The organism is Stenotrophomonas sp. GD03819 (assembly GCF_029841665.1).
GTDB lineage: Bacteria > Pseudomonadota > Gammaproteobacteria > Xanthomonadales > Xanthomonadaceae > Stenotrophomonas > Stenotrophomonas geniculata.
On sequence record NZ_JAOCEW010000026.1, the window covers coordinates 56102 to 73860 of the forward strand.

The 17759-nt window shown below is 68.4% G+C and carries 18 protein-coding genes; 9 read left to right on the forward strand and 9 right to left on the reverse strand.

Annotated features, from left to right (window positions below):
* Positions 1 to 4 precede the first annotated feature (4 nt).
* The 3 genes from N5D45_RS15935 to sufT form a co-directional block, all read right to left on the reverse strand.
* The gene (locus N5D45_RS15935; protein WP_029379778.1) at positions 5 to 1744 is read right to left on the reverse strand and encodes a S8 family peptidase; all 1740 of its coding nucleotides are present in this window, start codon (positions 1742 to 1744) and stop codon (positions 5 to 7) included.
* Between the two features lie 451 nt (positions 1745 to 2195).
* Positions 2196 to 3290, reverse strand: coding sequence for a branched-chain amino acid aminotransferase (locus tag N5D45_RS15940; protein WP_010481775.1), 1095 nt, complete (start codon positions 3288 to 3290; stop codon positions 2196 to 2198).
* A 59-nt stretch (positions 3291 to 3349) separates the two neighbouring features.
* The gene (gene sufT, locus N5D45_RS15945) at positions 3350 to 3901 is read right to left on the reverse strand and encodes a putative Fe-S cluster assembly protein SufT (RefSeq protein ID WP_005415385.1); all 552 of its coding nucleotides are present in this window, start codon (positions 3899 to 3901) and stop codon (positions 3350 to 3352) included.
* A 122-nt stretch (positions 3902 to 4023) separates the two neighbouring features.
* Between sufT and N5D45_RS15950 the strand changes: the two genes are divergently transcribed.
* Positions 4024 to 4443: a hypothetical protein gene (locus N5D45_RS15950; RefSeq protein WP_010481778.1), complete on the forward strand. Its 420-nt coding sequence runs from the start codon at positions 4024 to 4026 to the stop codon at positions 4441 to 4443.
* Between the two features lie 111 nt (positions 4444 to 4554).
* Here the strand turns inward: N5D45_RS15950 and N5D45_RS15955 are convergent, their stop codons facing one another.
* Positions 4555 to 6015 (reverse strand): NAD(P)(+) transhydrogenase (Re/Si-specific) subunit beta, encoded by a 1461-nt coding sequence (locus N5D45_RS15955; RefSeq protein WP_279939270.1) that lies wholly within the window; start codon positions 6013 to 6015, stop codon positions 4555 to 4557.
* Positions 6012 to 6332 carry an NAD(P) transhydrogenase subunit alpha gene (locus N5D45_RS15960; RefSeq protein ID WP_019338116.1) on the reverse strand — a complete coding sequence of 107 codons (321 nt, stop codon included), beginning with the start codon at positions 6330 to 6332 and terminating at the stop codon, positions 6012 to 6014. Before N5D45_RS15960 ends, N5D45_RS15955 begins: the two co-directional genes overlap by 4 nt.
* A 98-nt stretch (positions 6333 to 6430) precedes the next feature.
* Between N5D45_RS15960 and N5D45_RS15965 the strand changes: the two genes are divergently transcribed.
* From N5D45_RS15965 to N5D45_RS15975, 3 genes are read left to right on the forward strand one after another with little or no spacing between them, the layout of a single operon-like run.
* Positions 6431 to 7015, forward strand: coding sequence for an RNA polymerase sigma factor (locus N5D45_RS15965; protein ID WP_279939271.1), 585 nt, complete (start codon positions 6431 to 6433; stop codon positions 7013 to 7015).
* Positions 7012 to 7338, forward strand: a complete 327-nt coding sequence (locus N5D45_RS15970) for a hypothetical protein (protein ID WP_049447330.1) — start codon at positions 7012 to 7014, stop codon at positions 7336 to 7338. The genes N5D45_RS15965 and N5D45_RS15970 overlap by 4 nt, the downstream gene beginning before the upstream one ends.
* Before the next feature lie 3 nt (positions 7339 to 7341).
* On the forward strand, positions 7342 to 7794 hold the full coding sequence (locus N5D45_RS15975) for a DUF3106 domain-containing protein (RefSeq protein ID WP_057503671.1): 453 nt from the start codon (positions 7342 to 7344) through the stop codon (positions 7792 to 7794).
* 85 nt (positions 7795 to 7879) lie between these two features.
* Here N5D45_RS15975 and N5D45_RS15980 read toward each other — a convergent pair whose 3' ends face one another.
* Both N5D45_RS15980 and N5D45_RS15985 read right to left on the reverse strand, forming a co-directional pair.
* Positions 7880 to 8959: an NAD(P) transhydrogenase subunit alpha gene (locus N5D45_RS15980; RefSeq protein ID WP_257472110.1), complete on the reverse strand. Its 1080-nt coding sequence runs from the start codon at positions 8957 to 8959 to the stop codon at positions 7880 to 7882.
* Positions 8960 to 9011: 52 nt separating this feature from the next.
* Positions 9012 to 11333: a DUF1631 domain-containing protein gene (locus N5D45_RS15985; protein ID WP_197657427.1), complete on the reverse strand. Its 2322-nt coding sequence runs from the start codon at positions 11331 to 11333 to the stop codon at positions 9012 to 9014.
* Positions 11334 to 11664: 331 nt separating this feature from the next.
* Between N5D45_RS15985 and N5D45_RS15990 the strand changes: the two genes are divergently transcribed.
* From N5D45_RS15990 to N5D45_RS16005, 4 genes are read left to right on the forward strand one after another with little or no spacing between them, the layout of a single operon-like run.
* A complete protein-coding gene (locus N5D45_RS15990) occupies positions 11665 to 12246 on the forward strand; it encodes a nitroreductase (protein WP_197657428.1) in 582 nt (193 codons plus the stop codon).
* Complete coding sequence (locus N5D45_RS15995) at positions 12243 to 13178, forward strand: 5'-3' exonuclease H3TH domain-containing protein (protein ID WP_019338109.1); 936 nt, start codon at positions 12243 to 12245, stop codon at positions 13176 to 13178. The genes N5D45_RS15990 and N5D45_RS15995 overlap by 4 nt, the downstream gene beginning before the upstream one ends.
* Complete coding sequence (locus N5D45_RS16000) at positions 13175 to 13729, forward strand: NUDIX hydrolase (protein ID WP_057503657.1); 555 nt, start codon at positions 13175 to 13177, stop codon at positions 13727 to 13729. Before N5D45_RS15995 ends, N5D45_RS16000 begins: the two co-directional genes overlap by 4 nt.
* Positions 13722 to 14519 (forward strand): N-formylglutamate amidohydrolase, encoded by a 798-nt coding sequence (locus tag N5D45_RS16005; RefSeq protein ID WP_134958537.1) that lies wholly within the window; start codon positions 13722 to 13724, stop codon positions 14517 to 14519. Before N5D45_RS16000 ends, N5D45_RS16005 begins: the two co-directional genes overlap by 8 nt.
* Positions 14520 to 14615: 96 nt before the next feature.
* On the opposite strand, the gene N5D45_RS16010 is transcribed toward N5D45_RS16005, so the two are convergent.
* Positions 14616 to 15287: a hypothetical protein gene (locus tag N5D45_RS16010; protein ID WP_197657429.1), complete on the reverse strand. Its 672-nt coding sequence runs from the start codon at positions 15285 to 15287 to the stop codon at positions 14616 to 14618.
* Positions 15284 to 16702 (reverse strand): MFS transporter, encoded by a 1419-nt coding sequence (locus N5D45_RS16015; protein ID WP_057503659.1) that lies wholly within the window; start codon positions 16700 to 16702, stop codon positions 15284 to 15286. Before N5D45_RS16015 ends, N5D45_RS16010 begins: the two co-directional genes overlap by 4 nt.
* 106 nt (positions 16703 to 16808) lie before the next feature.
* Here N5D45_RS16015 and N5D45_RS16020 point away from each other — a divergent pair, with 106 nt between their 5' ends.
* Positions 16809 to 17693 carry a LysR family transcriptional regulator gene (locus N5D45_RS16020; RefSeq protein WP_019337039.1) on the forward strand — a complete coding sequence of 295 codons (885 nt, stop codon included), beginning with the start codon at positions 16809 to 16811 and terminating at the stop codon, positions 17691 to 17693.
* Positions 17694 to 17759 lie beyond the last annotated feature (66 nt).

Below are 17759 nucleotides of genomic sequence, written 5' to 3' on the forward strand. Positions count from 1 at the left end.
GGGCTCAGTACTGGGCGTTGAGGGTCAGGCCCGAGAAGGTGCTGTACGCCTTCACCCGCACATACCAGGTGCCGGCGGCGGGGCTGTTGACGGTGCAGGTTTCAGCATTGCCGCTCAGGTACGGACGGCAGGTGTACACCGTGTCGGTCGGGGCACTGCCCTGGCGCAGATACAGGTCGGCGTCACCGCTGCCGCCACTGATCGCCACGCGCAGCTGGGTGCTGCCGGCCGGAACGTTCACGGTGTAACTCAGCGAAGCGCCGCTGGCAGCGCCCAGGCCGGTCACCGGAACGTTGTTCTGCAGCACGTTGCCACCCGGGTTCGGGCCGCCGCCGTTGATCGCTGCAGCGACCGCCGCGTCGGCGTCGATGATGCCGGCGCCGCAGCCACCCGAGCAGGCGCCCGGCAGCGGGCGTGCGGTGCTCTTGATGATGCTCTCCACCTGCGCCGGGCTCAGCGGGCTCGGGGCTACGGATTGCATCAGCGCGACCACGCCGGCCACATGCGGTGCAGCCATCGAGGTGCCGTTGTACGAAGCGTAGCTGGCACTGCCCGGGGTAGTGGTGCCGCTGTTGAGGGTGGACAGGATGCCCTGGCCCGGTGCCGAGATATCGATGCCGTTGCCATAGTTGGAGAAGCTGGCACGCGCACCGGCCGAGGTGGTGGCCGCCACTGCGATCACGTTCGGGCAGTTGGCCGGCACCGACGAGGACACGTTGGTGTTGCTGTTGCCAGCGGCGACCACCACGGTGGTGCCACGGCCGACAGCGCCATTGATCGCGTTCTGGTAGGTGGTCGAGCAGCTGCCACCGCCGCCTAGCGAGAGGTTGATGACCTCGGCCGGATTGGCATTGGCCGGCACGCCGCTGACGCTGCCGCCGGAGGCCCACACAATCGCGTCGGCAATGTCAGAGGTGTAACCGCCGCATTTGCCGAGCACGCGCACCGGCACGACCTTGGCGTTGAATGCGGTACCTGCCACGCCGGTGCTGTTGTTGGTCACCGCCGCCACCGTACCGGCCACGTGGGTACCGTGCCAGCTGGAGTTCGAGCCCGGGTAGCCCGCCTGGCACTCGTTGTCGCCGTACCAGTCGCCCTCATCGTTCGGGTTGTTGTCGCGGCCGTTGCCGTCGCGCGCCATCGCCGCATCGCTGATGAAGTCGTAGCCCGGCAGGATGTTGGCATTGAGGTCGGCATGGTTGGTGATGCCGGTGTCGATCACCGCCACGACCACACCGGTGCCGGTGGCCTTGTCCCAGGCCGGCCGGATGTTGATGCCGGCATTGGAGGTGCCGAAGCCCCATTGCTCGCTGAAGCGGGTGTCGTTCGGGGTCAGCGTGGCACGCATGATCTGGTCGACTTCAACGTATTCCACGTTCGGGTCGGCGGCCAGCTTGCGCATCAGCTGCTCGGATTCGGCCTGGTCGAGCGGACGATCGGTCTTGACCAGGGTCGGGCCGACGGCCAGCTTGCGGACCTGCTGCAGGCCCAGCGCGCGGCCCTGGCTGCTGGCCAGGCCGGCGGCGGCACTCTTCAGTGAAGAGGCCAGTGCGGTGGTGTTGGCCACCGGCGCGCTGCCGTCGCGGTACTTCACGATGAAACGCTGGTGGGTCTGCGCGGACTGCAGGCCGCTGAGCTGGACATCACCGGCCAGCGCAGGCGTGGCCAGCAGCAGCGATGACAGGACGGACGCACCAAGGACCACCCACACTCGACGCACACGCGGTTGCGTTACCTGGGACATCGTATTTCCCTTTCTTGTGGTGTGAATGCCGGAATCGGCAGAAGCACCGGCCCGAACCCTGGGCTGGCTTGCATTGGCGAGGTTCGAAGTCCGGCGAGCCAGCGGATCCCCCTTCCGATCCGCCGTGCAGATGACGCTAAAGACCAAAACCGGACACCACAAGATTTTCAGCGTCTTTTCAGCAAGATGAAATGTTCGTTCTGAGACTTCCCGGGTCGAGGGTTTGTGAAGGTGAAGGAACTTTCTCGTGCCCTGCACAGACCTGACTGGGTCGTCACGTGTCCCGGAATGACTTTGCCGACATCGGCGTCCGCTGTTTCGGGGCCAGATCCTTTTCCCATGGAAAAGGGATCTGACCCCCAGGCCCATAACGCAGAAAGCCCGTCACGGGGGACGGGCTTTCCAGAGGCGCAGTCGAGCATGGCTCGACGCTACGGTTCGGCGTGGGCGATCAGCCCAGCTTGACCAGCCAGTTGTGGCGGTCCGGCAGGCGGCCGTACTGGATGTCGGTCAGTTCCTTGCGCAGCGACATGGTCACTTCGCCGGCCGGGGCGTTGATGTCCCCCACCGAGAAGCCCTCGCCCTTCAGCTGGCCGATCGGGGTGACCACCGCCGCGGTGCCGCAGGCGAACACTTCGGCGATCTCGCCGGAGGCAACGCCGTCCTTCCACTCGTCGATGCTGACCTTGCGCTCTTCGACCTTCATGCCGCGGTCGCGGGCCAGCTGCAGGATGCTCTCGCGGGTAATGCCCTCAAGGATGCTGCCCGAGAGCTGCGGGGTGACCAGCGTGCCGTCCTTGTAGACCAGGAACACGTTCATGCCGCCCAGTTCTTCCAGGTACTTGCCTTCCACCGGGTCGAGGAACAGCACCTGCGAGCAGCCCTGTGCCTGCGCCTTCTGCTGCGGCAGCAGCGAGGCGGCGTAGTTGCCACCACACTTGGCGGCGCCGGTGCCGCCCTTGGCCGCACGTGCGTACTCGGTCGACAGCCAGATCGACACCGGGGCGACGCCCTTGGCGAAGTACGGGCCAGCCGGGCTGGCGATGACGTAGTAGCCGGCCTTGTGCGCGCCACGCACGCCGAGGAAGGCTTCGTCGCCGATCATGAACGGACGGAAGTACAGGCTCGACTCATCGGCCGACGGCACCCAGGCGCTGTCGACGGCGATCAGCTGCTTCAGCGATTCGACGAAGATCTCCACCGGCAGTTCCGGCAGCGCCAGGCGCTGCGCCGAACGCTGCAGGCGACGGCCGTTGGCATCCGGGCGGAAGGTCCAGATCGAACCGTCGGCATGGCGATAGGCCTTGATGCCTTCGAAGATTTCCTGGCCGTAATGCAGCACGGCTGCAGCCGGGTCCAGCTGCAGCGGGCCGTAGGCGCGCACGTTGGCGTTGTGCCAGCCGGTGTCCTTGTCCCAGCGCACTTCCACCATGTGGTCGGTGAAGTGCAGGCCGAAGCCCGGCTTCTCCAGGATCTGGGCGCGCTCTTCAGCGCTGCGCGGGTGGTCCGAACGGGTGACGGCGAAGCTGGGAATGGACTGGGACACCGGAGATTTCCTGTTCTGGTTGCGGGTAATGCCGGGCCCGCGTCACTGCGGGCCGTGGGTCAAAGCATGCCGGTCTCGAGCCGGGCCGCCTCGGACATCATGTGCTGGTTCCACGGCGGGTCGAATACCAGGTCGACGTCGGCCTCGGCCACCGTCGGGATCATTTCGAGCTTGCTGCGCACGTCGTCGACCAGGATCTCGCCCATGCCGCAGCCCGGTGCGGTCAGGGTCATCTTCACATCGATCTCGCGCTTGCCTTCGTCCAGGTGCTTGATCTCGACTTCGTAGACCAGGCCCAGTTCGACGATGTTCACCGGAATTTCCGGGTCGAAGCAGGTGCGCAGCTGCTGCCACACCAGCTGTTCCACCTGTTCATCCGTGGCATCGGCGGGCAGCTCCAGCGGTGCCGGCGCCTCCTTGCCGATGGCGTCGCCGTCCTTGCCAGCGATGCGGAACAGGTTGCCCTCGACAAACACCGAATAACTGCCACCCAACGCCTGGGTGATGTACCCATAGCTGCCGGCAGGCAGGGTCACGGTGTCGCCCTGCGGGACCATCACGGCCTCGCAATCGCGTTCGAAGTGGACAGGTTCGCTGCTACGGGAATACATGGGGACCGATATGGGGCCGTGGCCGGGGCCACGCAAGACGGCATTCTAGCCCAGCCGCCCTGCGGCCGCCGGTGCACTGCGGCAAACCACAGTATCCTGTGGGTGATCTTCAGGGAGCTTCGATGTCCTCCAATGCCGCGCGTGCCAGGACCGTGACCTGGCTCTGGCCCATCATGCTGTTGCTGGGTCTGGTTGTTGCTCCCCTTGCCTGGATGGTGCTGGCGCTGATGACCGGCCGGCAGGTCGGCTGGATGGCGGTACTGACCGCCCTGGAACTGGTGTTCATGCTGCGCATGGGTACGCTGGGCCCGGGCCGGTTGCGCATCGCGCTGGTCGTACTGGGCACGCTGCTGGTGGCCGCCGTGGCCAACTGGGCCATCGCCAGCGCCTGGATGGGCGGCTCGATCGGGCTGGATCTGTGGGACGCCACGATGCGGATGGGCCCGCACCTGGCCTGGACCCTGATCACCCTCGCCAATGGCGCAATGGAATGGCTGTGGCTGGCCCTGGGCGTGGCCGTGGGCGCCTGGCTGGCGCGCTGACCGCGCAGATTCACGCCACGCGTGGATGAGGGTAGCGCCGGGCCATGCCCGGCGAGCGCAGCGGTCCGCACGAAACGCCGCCGGGCATGGCCCGGCGCTACCGGTACGGCCTCAATGTCCGCCGTCGAGCGCCTTCAGTTCGCTCACCAGCGAGGCTGCCGCTTCCGCACCGTCGCCGTACAGCATGCGGGTGTTGTCGGCGTAGAACAGCGCATTCTCGATGCCGGCAAAGCCGGTGCCCTTGCCACGCTTGATCACCACCACGTTGCGCGCGTTGACCACGTCCAGCACGGGCATGCCGTAGATCGGGCTGGCCGGGTCGGTGCGCGCCACCGGATTGACCACGTCGTTGGCACCGATCACCAGCACCACGTCGGTGTTGGCGAACTCCGGGTTGATGTCGTCCATGTCGGCGATCAGGTCGTAGGGCACGCCTGCCTCGGCCAGCAGCACGTTCATGTGCCCGGGCATGCGCCCCGCCACCGGATGGATCGCGAACTTCACCTTGACCCCGCGCTGGCCCAGCCGCTGCGCCAGTTCCCAGATCTTGTGCTGCGCCTGCGCCACGGCCATGCCGTAGCCGGGCACGATCACCACGCGCTCGGCGAAGGCCATCATCGCAGCGACGTCGGCTGCCTCGATCGGCTTCTGCGAACCGCTGATCGCCTGCGCTTCGCCACCGGCACCACCGCCGAAGTTGGAGAACAACACGTTGCGGATCGGCCGGTTCATCGCCTTGGCCATCAGCCGGGTCAGCAGGATGCCCGCCGCGCCGACCATCATGCCGGCGATGATCAATGCCTCGTTGCCCAGCACGTAACCTTCGAACGACACCGCCAGGCCGGTGAAGGCGTTGTAGAGCGAGATCACCACCGGCATGTCGGCACCGCCGATCGGCAGCGTCATCAGCACGCCCAGCGCCAGCGCCAGCACGAAGAAGGCGACGATCGCCCAGGTGTGGAGCGTGCTCGCGGCGATGATCGCCAGCACCACCACCGCCAGTGCCACCAGCAGGTTCATCACCTGCTGGCCGGGCCAGGTCACGCGCTTGTCCAGGCGCCCATCCAGCTTGGCCCAGGCGATCACCGAGCCGGACAGCGACACCGCACCGATGGCCGCGCCGACCACCGCCAACAGCAGCATCGTGCCCGAGGGCTGCCGCGCGGCCAGGTCGGCCAGCGCCTGCGCGCTCCAGTGGCTGGTATCGCGGTGGGCCAGGAAGGCGTAGCGCAGCAGTTCCACTGCACCGATCGCCGCCGCCGAGCCACCGCCCATGCCGTTGTACAGCGCCACCATCTGCGGCATGTCGGTGATGGCGACCTTGCCGGCCGACCACCAGGCCAGGCCGGCGCCGAGCAGCAGCGCCACCAGGATCAGCGGCACGTTGTGCAGTTCGGGCAGGAAGAACGTCGCCACCGTGGCCAGCAGCATGCCCAGCCCGGCCCAGCGGATGCCGCTGCGCGCAGTCAGCGGCGAGGCCATGCGCTGCAGGCCCAGCAGGAACAGCGTGGCGGCGACGAGGTAGCTGGCCTTGACCAGCCAATCGAGCAGTTCGACGGTGCTGATGTTCAAGCCTGCGGCTCCTTCGACTCGTCCTTGCCGCCCTTGGGCGCGCTCGGCTTGAACATTTCCAGCATGCGCGCGGTGACCACGTAGCCACCGGCGGCGTTGCCGGCACCGAGCACCACGGCGAGGAAGCCCAGCGCTTTCTCCAGCGGTGTCTGCGCATGCCCCAGCACCACCATCGCACCGATCAGCACGATGCCGTGGATGAAGTTGGAGCCCGACATCAGCGGGGTATGCAGGATCACCGGCACCCGCGAAATGATCACGTGGCCGGCGATGGCTGCCAGCATGAAGATGTACAGCGCTACGAACCCGTCACTCACTGGCAACGCTCCTGCTCTGTCTTCGTCGTCCCATCATAACCATGGGCTGAACCCGGTGCGCGCCCGGCGTCAACCGAAGCCGCGCTCACGCGTTGTCGATGGTGACCCCGAGCGAGGAACCGTACCCTGTGCTGGTGAGCAGCCCCGTCCCCCCGAGCGCCGAGACCGATGCCCTGCCGGCGTCGCTGGAAGCGTTCCTGGCCAGCGTTGGCCCGCGTGCGTTCCGCTTCGCCGAGGCCGGCCTGCGCCAGCGCGAAGACGCCATGGACGCGGTGCAGGACGCGCTGCTGCGCATGCTGGACTACGCCGACAAGCCGGCGGCCGAATGGGCGCCGCTGTTCTGGAGCATCCTGCGCCGGCGCGTGATCGACGTGCAGCGCCGGCGCCGCTTCCGCCTGCCGTTCTGGCGCGACAACCAGGACGCGGAAGGCAGCGGGATCGATTGGGCCGATCCCGGCCCGGACCCGGCACAGGCGCATGAACAGCGCCAGCAGTACCAGCAGCTGGTGGACGCGTTGCGCCGCCTGCCCGCCCGCCAGCGCGAGGCGTTCACCCTGCGCGTGCTGCAGGATCTGGACGGGGCCACCACCGCCCGCGCCATGGGCTGCAGCGAAGGCGCGGTAAAAACCCATCTGGCACGCGCCCGCCAGGCGCTGCAGGATTACCTGGAGATCCACCCGTGAACCGCTCCCTGCCTTCCGATGACTCCCTGCGCGGCCTGCACGCGCAGTCGCTGCGCGCGCTGTCGCCGGCAACGCTGGCCCGGCTGCGCCAGGCTCGCCACGGCGCCACGGCCACCCATCGCGGGCGCTGGCGCTGGTGGCTGGCCAGTGCCTGTTCGCTGGTGGTGGCGCTGGGCATCGGCCTGCAGTTCACTGGCCATGGCACGCTGACGGGCCCTGCGCCGGCACCTGTGCTTGCCTCGGTGGAAGACAACAGCGCGCTCTACGACGAAAATCCCGATCTGTACCTGTGGCTGGGCGATACCGACCTGGCGATGGAGTGAATGATGTCCCGACTGCACGCCCTGCCCCTGCTAATGACCCTGTTGCTGCTGCCGGCCCTCCCGGCACTGGCGCAGAGCGCCGCGCCCGCCCCTGCCGCACGCCCCGCGCCGCTGCCGGCTTGGGAACAGTTGAGTGAAGCACAGCGGGAATCCCTGCTGGCACCGCTGCGCGACCGCTGGAACAGCGCCGATGCCGGCCAGCGCCAGCGCATGCTCTCGCATGGCCAGCGCTGGCAGTCGATGAGCCCTGAGGAACGCGACAAGGCCCGGCGTGGCCTGCGCCGCTTCGAGCACATGAACCCGGAACAGCGTGAGCAGGCCCGGGCCCTGTTCGGCCAGATGCGGGATCTGCCGCCCGCGCAGCGCGACGCACTGCGCGAGCGCTGGTCGCAGATGACGCCGGAACAACGCAAGGACTGGGTGCGCGAGAACCCGCCGCCGGCGAAGCCGCGGTAACGCCTCCGCTTCGGTAGCGCCGGGCCATGCCCGGCGGATTTCCGCATACCGCTGCGCTCGCCGGGCATGGCCCGGCGCTACCGACTCACGCCTGCCAGCGCGTCTTCGCCAGCAGCTCGTCGTCCCAGTCGAAACCGAGCTGGCCTTCGCGCACGAACAGCGCGACGAAGTTGAGCAGGTTGCGCGCATACATCTCGCTGGCCTGTGTTGCACCGCGGCTGGCCAGGCCCAGCGGGCCATCGACGGTCACGCCCTGGTGTTCAATGCACTGCCCCGGCTGGGTCAGTGCGCAGTTGCCGCCGCTCTCCGCCGCCAAGTCCACGATCACGCTGCCGGTGGCCATGCCTTCCACCATTGCGGCAGTCACGATCGTCGGCGCCGGTCGCCCCGGTACCGCAGCGGTGCAGATCACCACATCCACACCACGCAGGTGGTCGGCCAGGCGGCGCTGCTGCTCGGCACGCTCTTCATCGGTCAACGCGCGCGCGTAACCGCCCTCGCCCGCCGCGCTCACCCCGAGGTCGAGAAAGCGCGCGCCCAGCGACTGGATCTGCTCGCGGGTTTCCGGGCGCACGTCGAAGCCTTCCACCTGCGCACCAAGACGCCGGGCAGTGGCAATGGCCTGCAGGCCCGCCACGCCCGCACCGATCACCAGCACCTTGGCCGGTCGCACGGTGCCGGCAGCAGTGGTCAGCATCGGGAAGAAACGGGGCGCGCGTTCGGCCGCGATCAGCGCCGCCTTGTAGCCGGCCATGCCGGCCTGCGAACTGAGCACGTCCATCGCCTGCGCGCGGGTGGTGCGCGGCAGCTGCTGCAGCGGGAACAGCTGCAGGCGGTCGCCAGCGGCCAATGCCGCAAGCGCCGGATCACTGGCCGGGGCCAGCAGGCCAACCACGCTGGCAGCGGGCTTGAGCTGCTCCAGGACCAACGCCGGCGGCGCCTGCACGCACAGCAGGATATCGATCTCGCCCCAACGGCCCGCGTCGAACACACGTGCGCCGGCATCGTCATAGGCCGCATCGGTGAAGCCTGCGGCCAAGCCGGCGCCAGCCTCGTACCAGACGGTAATGCCGAGGGCACCGAGCTTGCGCGCGGTTTCCGGCGTCAACGCCACGCGCCGTTCGCCCGGCGCGGTCTCCTTGATCCCCAGCAACGCCACGGCCATGCAGGTCCCCGCTGATCGGTGAGTTTTCCCGATCCTAGCAGGCAGCCACCGCTCAGTGCAGGGTGGCGCTGCCCGGGTCCAGCCGATCGATCACACCCTGCATCGCGCTGTCGAAGGCGCCATCGTCGACGTGGGCGCGCAGCCGGCCCAGCCGCACCATCACCGCCAGTTCCTCCGGCGAGGCCACGCAGAAGCGCACGCCGCGGCGGTTGACGAACAGCAGGCGCGAGGAGATCGGGCTGACCCAGGACAGCTTGCCGGCCTGCACCTTGCCGTCCTTGTCGACGAAGTCCAGCCAGTTGCCGATTTCCATGCGGCGGAAGCGGTCGGCGTCGGCGTTGTCGAAGTCGTCGGCGTCGATCTGCCCGCCCAGCTCGACCGCGGGCGATTCAGCCACCGGCGGCGCCGGCAAGGCAACCTGCGGCAGTTCCGGCAGCGCGCGCTGCAGTTCCGGGCGCGATTCAGCAATGCCCTGCAGGGTGTCATGCAAGGCGTCGATGGCACCGGTGGCGGCATCGCCGTGCACGCCGACACTGGCAAATACCTTGGCCAGCACCGGCTGCCAGGCCTGCAGCCACGGCTTGCCGACGATCTGGCGGCGGGCCTCGGCCACTTCCTCCAGCAGGCCGTCAGCCAGGCTCAGTGCCTCGGCCACCGACGCGCCCTCCTCGCCCTCGCGCAGCAGCGCCAGGGTCAGGTGGTGCTGCCACGGCTGGCGCAGGAACTCGGCGATGGCCGGCGGCAGGGTGGCATCGCCGATGCGGCGGTCCAGTTCGGCACCGGCACGGCTGCGGGCCATTTCCAGCTTTTCCTGCCCGCGCTGCGTTTCGGCGGCGCGACGCTCGGCGATTTCCACGCGGCGGCGATGCTGCACGAGGAACTCGCGGAATTCTTCTTCCAGGGTCAGGAAGATCGCCAGGTTCTCGTTGAACTCGGCCACCAGCCGTTCGATGATCTCCTCGACCTTGGCCATCAGCATGCGCTCGGCCTGGCTTTCGCCGGTATTGCCTTCGCAGGCTTCGGCCAGCGAGTTGAGCAGCTTGCGTGCCGGGTGGGTCTTCTGCACGAACATGCGGCGGTCGAGCATCGCCACCTTGACGAAGGGCACCACCAGGCGGCCGATCAACTCGCGTGAGCGGCCTTCCAGCTCGCGCTCGTCCAGCATCACGTCGAACAGCATGCCGACCAGATCAATCGCGTCCTCGTCCTGCGGGTCCAGCCGGGTCTGGCCGGGATCGACGCCAAGACGGGTGGCGCTGGACAGCACTTCACTCTTCAATCGCTGCGCCAACGATTCGCCGTCCTCGCCGATGGCCGCACGCAGCGTCGCACTGGGCGTGGCCTGCAGCAGCGACAGCACCGACATCATCTCGCGCTGGCTCAACGGGCGGTGCTGGCCAACCGCGACCTGCGCGGCCGAGGTGGCGTCCTCGCGAACGTGGCGGGTCTGCTGCAGCAGCTCATGCAGGGCCTCCAGCAACATCCCCTGCTGGCCGGCATACGCCTCGCCGCTGCCGGCATCCTCGCCCCCGAGGTGCTGCTGCATGTGGCCACGGCGCTCGGACCAGCGCGCGGCGAACCGCTGCGCCCAGGCCGGCGCGGCCTGTTCATCATCGCTGAATTCGGATTCGAAGCCCGCCGCGAGGCGCGGCTCGACCAGATCGTCCGCCCCCGGCGCCATGCGCGGGTCGGGCGCGGCCGACAGCGGACGCCGCGGCGCCCCCATCTGCGACATCACGCCAGCGGCGGCAAGCTGCTCGTCCAGCTTCTCGTAGATGCGGCCCACCGGCGCGCGCAGGTCGCGTTCGCACAGCTTGATCAGCACCAGGTGCACTTCCGGCGCCAGCTCGCAGCCGGCAAAGGCCTCATGGATGGCCACACCCAGGTGCTCGGGGCTGACCGGATTGTGGTCGGCATCCAGCTCGGCGCCGCCGATCAAGCGGCCCAGGCGCCGGTCCAGCCGCGCCAGCACCGGCTTGAAGTCGCGCAGCAGCACGGTGGCGAAATTGCGCACCGCCAGCCGCGACTCCAGTACATGTTCAGCCAGCAGGCTCAGGCCATCCTCGGCCGGTCCGGACAGGGTGGCTTCGGCCGACAGCGGCTCGCCACTGGCCAGTGCATCCCAGGCCCGCTGCAGGTGGCCGGCAAAGGCGGCGGCGATGTCCTCACGGCGGCGGCGCAGCTCGCGCATCGCATCCAGGAACAGCAGCTGCGACGAGCCTGCATTGCCGGCCCGGTCGAACAGTGCATCGTCGAAACGCGCCAGTGCGGCCCCGAAAGCCTGGCACAGCGCCGGCAGGACCATGTCCCGGGCACGCTGAAGCTGGACCGGGTCACGGCCCGGCGACCCCATCGGTGTGGGCGCGCTCATCATTCGGGAAGGCTCCCCACCTTCTCTGATACGACAGACAGCATGGACATCGCGACGACCGGCACACCCCATGTACCGGTACGTCGATGGTAGGCCGGCCAGCCCGTCACGGACAGTGAAACAGTCCTCACTTCAAACCTCATGACCGGCGGCCCGGCAAGATAGATATCGTAAGCCGTGCGAGGCCCACGAGGCGAGAGGAAGCGGTCGTCCCATTCCCGCCAGTGGCATGATGTTCATCACAGTTTGATATTCAGGGGCGAGACGCGACACAGACGGCGTCATTGACCACCCCGACTATAATCAAACACCCGTGATGACCGGTTCAGACTCCATGCCCGACCCCGCTGCCCTGCTTGCCCTGGATGCCCGCCGCTCGGTGCCCTCGCGGCAACTGGGCGAGCCCGGACCGGATCCGGCCACCCTGCAGCGCATGCTGGCCTCGGCCGTGCGCGTGCCCGACCACGGCAAGCGCGTACCGTTCCGCTTCCTGAAAATCGTCGGCGATGCACGTCACACTCTGGGCGACTTCCTGGCCGAGCGCAGCCGCCAGCGCGACCCGCATGCCGGTGAGGCGGTATTCGAAAAGGACCGCCAGCGTTTCAGCCACGCGCCGCTGGTGATCGTGGTGGTGGCCAGTCCGCGTCCGGACCCGAAAGTGCCCGAACAGGAACAGCTGATGACCGCCGGCTGCGTCTGCTTCGCCCTGCTGCAGGCCGCGCAGGCGCTGGGCTTCGGTGCGCAGTGGCTGACCGCATGGATGGCCTTCGATCCGGCCGTGCAGGCCTATCTGGGGCTGTCCGAGGGCGAAGGCATCGCCGGTTTCATCCATATCGGCACGCCGAAGGCCGCCGTCCCCGAACGCGAGCGCCCCGATCCGGCGGCCCTGCTGCGTGACTGGACGCCGCCGGCATGAGCCTGCCGGCAGCGCCGCCCTCGCTGTACCTGGTCGACGCCAGCATCTACGTGTTCCGCGCCTGGCACTCGCTGCCGGACCAGTTCCAGGACGCGCAGGGCTGGCCGACCAACGCGGTGCACGGCTTCGCCCGCTTCCTGCTGGACCTGCTCGAGCGCGAGCGCCCGCGGCACATCGCCATCGCCTTCGACGAAGCACTGGACAGTGGCTTCCGCCACCGCCTGTATCCGGCCTACAAGGCCAACCGCGACCCGGCGCCGGAGGCGCTCAAGCGCCAGTTCGTGCACTGCAAGGCGCTGTGCGCGGCGTTGGGCCTTGCAGTGCTGGCCCACCACGAATACGAGGCCGATGACCTGATCGGCAGCGCGCTGCACGTCCACCGTGGCAGCCACCGCGGGGTGATCATTTCCGCCGACAAGGACCTCTCGCAGCTGCTGCTGGATCACGACGAGCAGTGGGACTACGCACGCAACCAGCGCTGGGACGTGGCCGGGGTGAAGGCACGGCACGGCGTGCACGCTCACCAGATTGCCGACTACCTGGCACTGTGCGGCGATGCGGTGGACAACATTCCCGGCGTCAGTGGTGTCGGCAGCAAGTCCGCCGCCGTGCTGCTGGCCCATTTCGGCAGCATGGATGCGCTGTACGAACGCCTGGACGAAGTGCCGTTCCTGCGCCTGCGCGGTGCCGCGCAGATGGCCGTGCGCCTGCGCGAACAGCGCGAGCACGCCCTGCTCTGGCGCCAGCTGACCACCATCGCGCTGGACGCACCTCTGGAAGGCAGCCAGCCCGGCCTGCTGCGCCAGGCGGCCGACCCGGAGCTGCTCGGTGGCCTGTGCCAGGCCCTGCGCTTCGGCCCGATGACCCGCCGTCGGCTGTTCGATGCCGCCGGCGTACCCGACATTCTTCCCACCCACAGCGAGCCCGCATGAGCCAGCGCAACACCGAAGCCCCGCGTGTCGTCTATGAAGGCAAGTACCAGCGCATGCTGGTGCGAGGCACCTGGGAGTACAGCGAACGCACCCATGCCGGCGGCCTGGCAGCGATCATCATCGCCGTCACCCCCGAGGACAACGTGCTGTTCGTCGAGCAGTTCCGCGTGCCGCTGCAGGCCCCCACCATCGAGATGCCGGCCGGCCTGGTCGGCGACATCCACGCGGGCGAATCAATCGAAGTTTCGGCCGTTCGCGAGCTGGAAGAAGAAACCGGCTGGACCGCCGACCACGCCGAAGTGCTGATGATCGGCCCGACATCTTCCGGCGCCAGCAGCGAGAAGATCGCCTTCGTGCGCGCTACCGGCCTGCGCCGGATCGGCGAAGGCGGCGGCGATGACAGCGAGGACATCACCGTGCACGAGATTCCGCGCAGTGAGGCTGCGGCCTGGCTGGTACAGAAGATGGGCGAAGGCTACGAGCTGGATGCCAAGCTCTGGGCCGGGCTGTGGATGATCGAGCACCACCTGGACGGACGCCCGCGTGGCTGACGCCGACCTGCATGCGCTGCCGGCGCTGCTGGGCGCCGACGACCCGGCGATCTACACCCTCCACCGGCCGCAGGGCGCCTCACCGTACCTGCTGCTGGCCGACCACGCCGGCCAGCAGGTGCCGCGAGCATTGGAAGGCCTTGGCCTGGCGCAGGCCGAGCTGGACCGCCATATCGGCTGGGACATCGGCATTGCCGGCACCACCCGCGCACTGGCCGAACGGCTGGACGCCTGGGCGATCGAACAGACCTATTCGCGCCTGCTGATCGACTGCAACCGTCCGCTGGCCTCGCCGACGCTGATTCCGGAAGTGAGCGACCACACCGTGGTGCCGGGCAATGCCGGGTTGTCGGCGGCGCAGCGGCAGCAGCGTATCGATGCGATCCACGCGCCCTATCACGCGCGCATCGACGCCGAGCTTGATGCACGCCGTGATGCCGGCCGCCCCACGCTGCTGGTGATGATGCACAGCTTCACCCCGGCGATGAACGGCGCGCAGCGGCCGTGGCATGCTGGCGTGCTGTACCACCAGGACACGCGCTTTGCCCATGCCCTGCTGCAGGCACTACGCGACGAAGGCGACCTGGTGGTGGGTGACAACGAACCGTATTCGGTCAGCAGCACCAGCGACTACGCGGTGCCGGTGCATGGCGAAGGCCGTGGGCTGGTACACGTGGAACTGGAAATCCGCCAGGACCTGATTGCCGATGTGGCCGGGCAGCAGGCGTGGGCGGAGCGGCTGGCGCGGATCTTCAACGCGTTGCAGCCGCAGTTGCTGGCGTTCGATTGAACGTCATCCACCCGACCGAAGCTCGGTAGCGCCGGGCCACGCCCGGCGAGCCGCATCGCGGCGGCGCAACGGAATGCCGCCGGGCATGGCCCGGCGCTACCGCAGCGTAGGCGCGTCCATCCACGGGAACGGCTTGTAGCCACGCACCTGCAGCGTCGCGCCGATGTCGGCGAAGTCATCCTTGATCGCCTGCGCACGACGCCGATCCAGCGCTTCACCCAGCAGTAGCGGCAACGCGCGGCAACGCGCCAATGCATCGCCCACCGGAATCTCCAGAAGGCGCGCCACGCGCTGCGCCGCCGCTTTGATCTGCGCCTCCGGGCACGCGTTCAATGCCATATCGAAGGACGCGAAGATGCCTGTGCCCACACCCGCCGCGCGCGCAGCCACCTGTTCCGCAGCTTCCGCTTCGGCCAGGGCCTCGTCGATACCCTCGACCTGCTGGAACGCGTCGTACTCGGCGTAGTACGCCAGCGCCTGTGCGTAGTCCTGCAGCGACGACAGCGGGCGTTGCCGCTTCTGCACATCCAGCACGTCGGCAAACGTCGCCGGTTCCAGATACGGGAACAGCCCCATCGCTGCCGAAGCGGCCGATCGCTCGCCATCGTCATCCAGCGCTTCATCACTGGATGACGGCAACCACAGCCGTGCCGACAGCAGGTCCTCGTCGCTGGCCATCACCCAGCCGAAGGCGTTCCACACCTCATCATCATCGTTGCAGGCGGCGAAGGCATGCAGGGTCTGTCGCAGGTCCAGCAGTTCGATCATGCGTCGGTGCTCAGGCAGGCGGTCGCTGCCGAGTCTACCGGCGCCGGGCGCAGGCCCAGCGCGATCACCACGCCGAGCGCGGCGAACAGCGCGGCGCCGTACTGTGCATTGACCATGCCCTGCAGGGCATCGGGACTGGTTGCTGCCTGCGTGCCGCGCGCGGCGTTGGCGATCATCACCAGTACCGCCAATCCCAAGGCGCCGCCGATCTGCTGGGCGGTGGCCGCCATGCCGGACGCGACACCTTGCTGCGGTCCCGGCACCCCCTGCCCGGCCACGATCCACATCGCCGTCCAGCTCATGCCCTGGCCGATGCTGAGCACCACGATGCCCGGCAGCAGCGGCCAGTAGCCGGCGCCATGCGGCATTGCCAGCGCCACCGCGGCGATGCCGATGGCACCGGCGGCGAAGCCCCGGGCCAGCACCTGCCGTGGCGAACGGCGCCGCAGCATGCGTTCGGCAATACGGATGCCGAAGGTGCACACCAGCGTCGGCAGCAGGAACGCCATGCCAGCCTGCAGCGGGCTCCAGCCATAGCCATCCTGGAAGTACAGCGCCAGGAAGTAGTACTGCACGCCGTAGCTGCTCATGAAGGCAAAGGTCAGGCCCAGTGCCGCGCGCAGGCCGGGCAGGCGCAGCAGCGAAAACTGCATCAGCGGATCACGGCTGCGCTTCTCGATCTGCACGAACACGGTCAGCAGTACCGCTGAAAGCAGCAGGCAGATGAGCGTGGCCGGCGCCGTCCAGCCCCACTCCGGCCCTTGCACCAGGGTGGTAACCAGCAGGCTGCCGCCGGCGGTGACGGTGAGGCAGCCGGCCAGGTCGAACGAGCGCCCCTGCACTCGGGGACCATCGGCCGGCAGCCACGCACCGGCGGCGACGGCGCAGGCGGTGGCCAACGGCACGATCACCGCCAGCACCGCCGGCCAGCCGAATGCCTGGGTCAATACGCCACCCAGAAGCGTGCCCAGCGCCAGGCCGACAGCGCTGGCCATGCTCCAGATCGCCAGCGCGCGGTTGCGCACCGGGCCTTCGGCGTACAGCGTGTTGATCAATGCCAGCGTAGCCGGGAACAGCAGCGCCGCACCGACGCCCTGTGCGGCACGCGCGATGATCAGCAGGGTAGCATTCGGCGCCAGCGCACCAAGCAGCGAGGCCAGTGCGAACAGCAGCATGCCCAGCCGGTAGAAACGGCGGCGGCCGACCAGGTCGGCGGCACGGCCCCCCAGCAGCAGGCTGCCGCCGAAGGCGACGGTGTAGGCACTGACCACCCATTGCAGCTGCTGCGCATTGATCTGCAGCGCGCGGCCCATGTCGTGCAGGGCGACGAAGATGATGGTGGCGTCCAGGGCGATGATCAGCTGCGCGGCGGCCAGCAGGGTCAGCGCCCAGCGCGGGTATTTGAGGGGAGGCATCGGCGGGTTGGAGCGGTGGGGGGAGCGCAGTCTCATTGATGCGGGCAACTCAATAAACCCCCTGCCGCCCATATCTGTCATGATTTTCAGCATGAATGCAGCCTCGATGGACCTCAATGCGGTGCGCATGCTGGTGCAGGTCGCCGAAGCACGCAGCTTCACGGTGGCCGCCGGCCAGCTCGGCCTGAGCCAGTCCGGCCTGTCCCGCGCGATCGGCCGGCTGGAGGCCACGCTGGGGGTGAAGCTGCTGCAGCGGAACACCCGCAACGTGGCGCTGACCCCGGATGGCCGCCAGTTCGTGGAACAGGTGGCCCCTCTGCTGGCCGGCCTGGACGATGCCGAGCGGCAACTGGCCGACCGCCCGTGCACGCCCTCGGGCACGTTGAAGATCAGTGCGCCGTCGATGTTCGGGCGCAAGGTGCTGGTGCCGATGCTGGCGCCGTTGCTGCAACAGCATCCGCAGCTGCAGGTGGAAGCCGTGCTCAGCGACCGCCTGGTCGATCTGGTTGAAGAAGGTTTCGATGCCGCGCTGCGCACCGGCGTCATCGCCGACCAGCGCATCGTCGCGCGGCCCTTGCGGCCGCTGCGCTGGGTGACGGTGGCCAGCCCCGCCTATCTGGCCCGCTGTGGCGCACCGGGCGATGTAGCCTCGCTGCAGGATCACGCCTGCCTGGCGGTGCGCAACCTGCGCAGTGGCCGGCTGGTGGACTGGCAGTTCCTGCAGGACGGGCAACTGCGTGAGGTCACACCACCGACGCGGATGGTGTTCGACAGCGGCGATCCGCTGGTGGAAGCGGCCATCGCCGGTATCGGCATCGTGCAGGTGATGGATTTCGCGGTGGCCGATGCGTTGGCCGACGGCCGCCTGCAGCGCGTGCTGCAGCCCTTCGAGGGCCGCAGCCGCGAACTGTCGTTGATCTACCCGCCGTCGCGCCAGCATTCGCCGAAACTGCAGGTGCTGGCCGACGCGTTGCTGGCGGGGGATTGGTAGATCCACGCCATGCGTGGATGGAGTTCGGCTTCGCGGTAGCGCCGGGCCATGCCCGGCGAGCCGCAT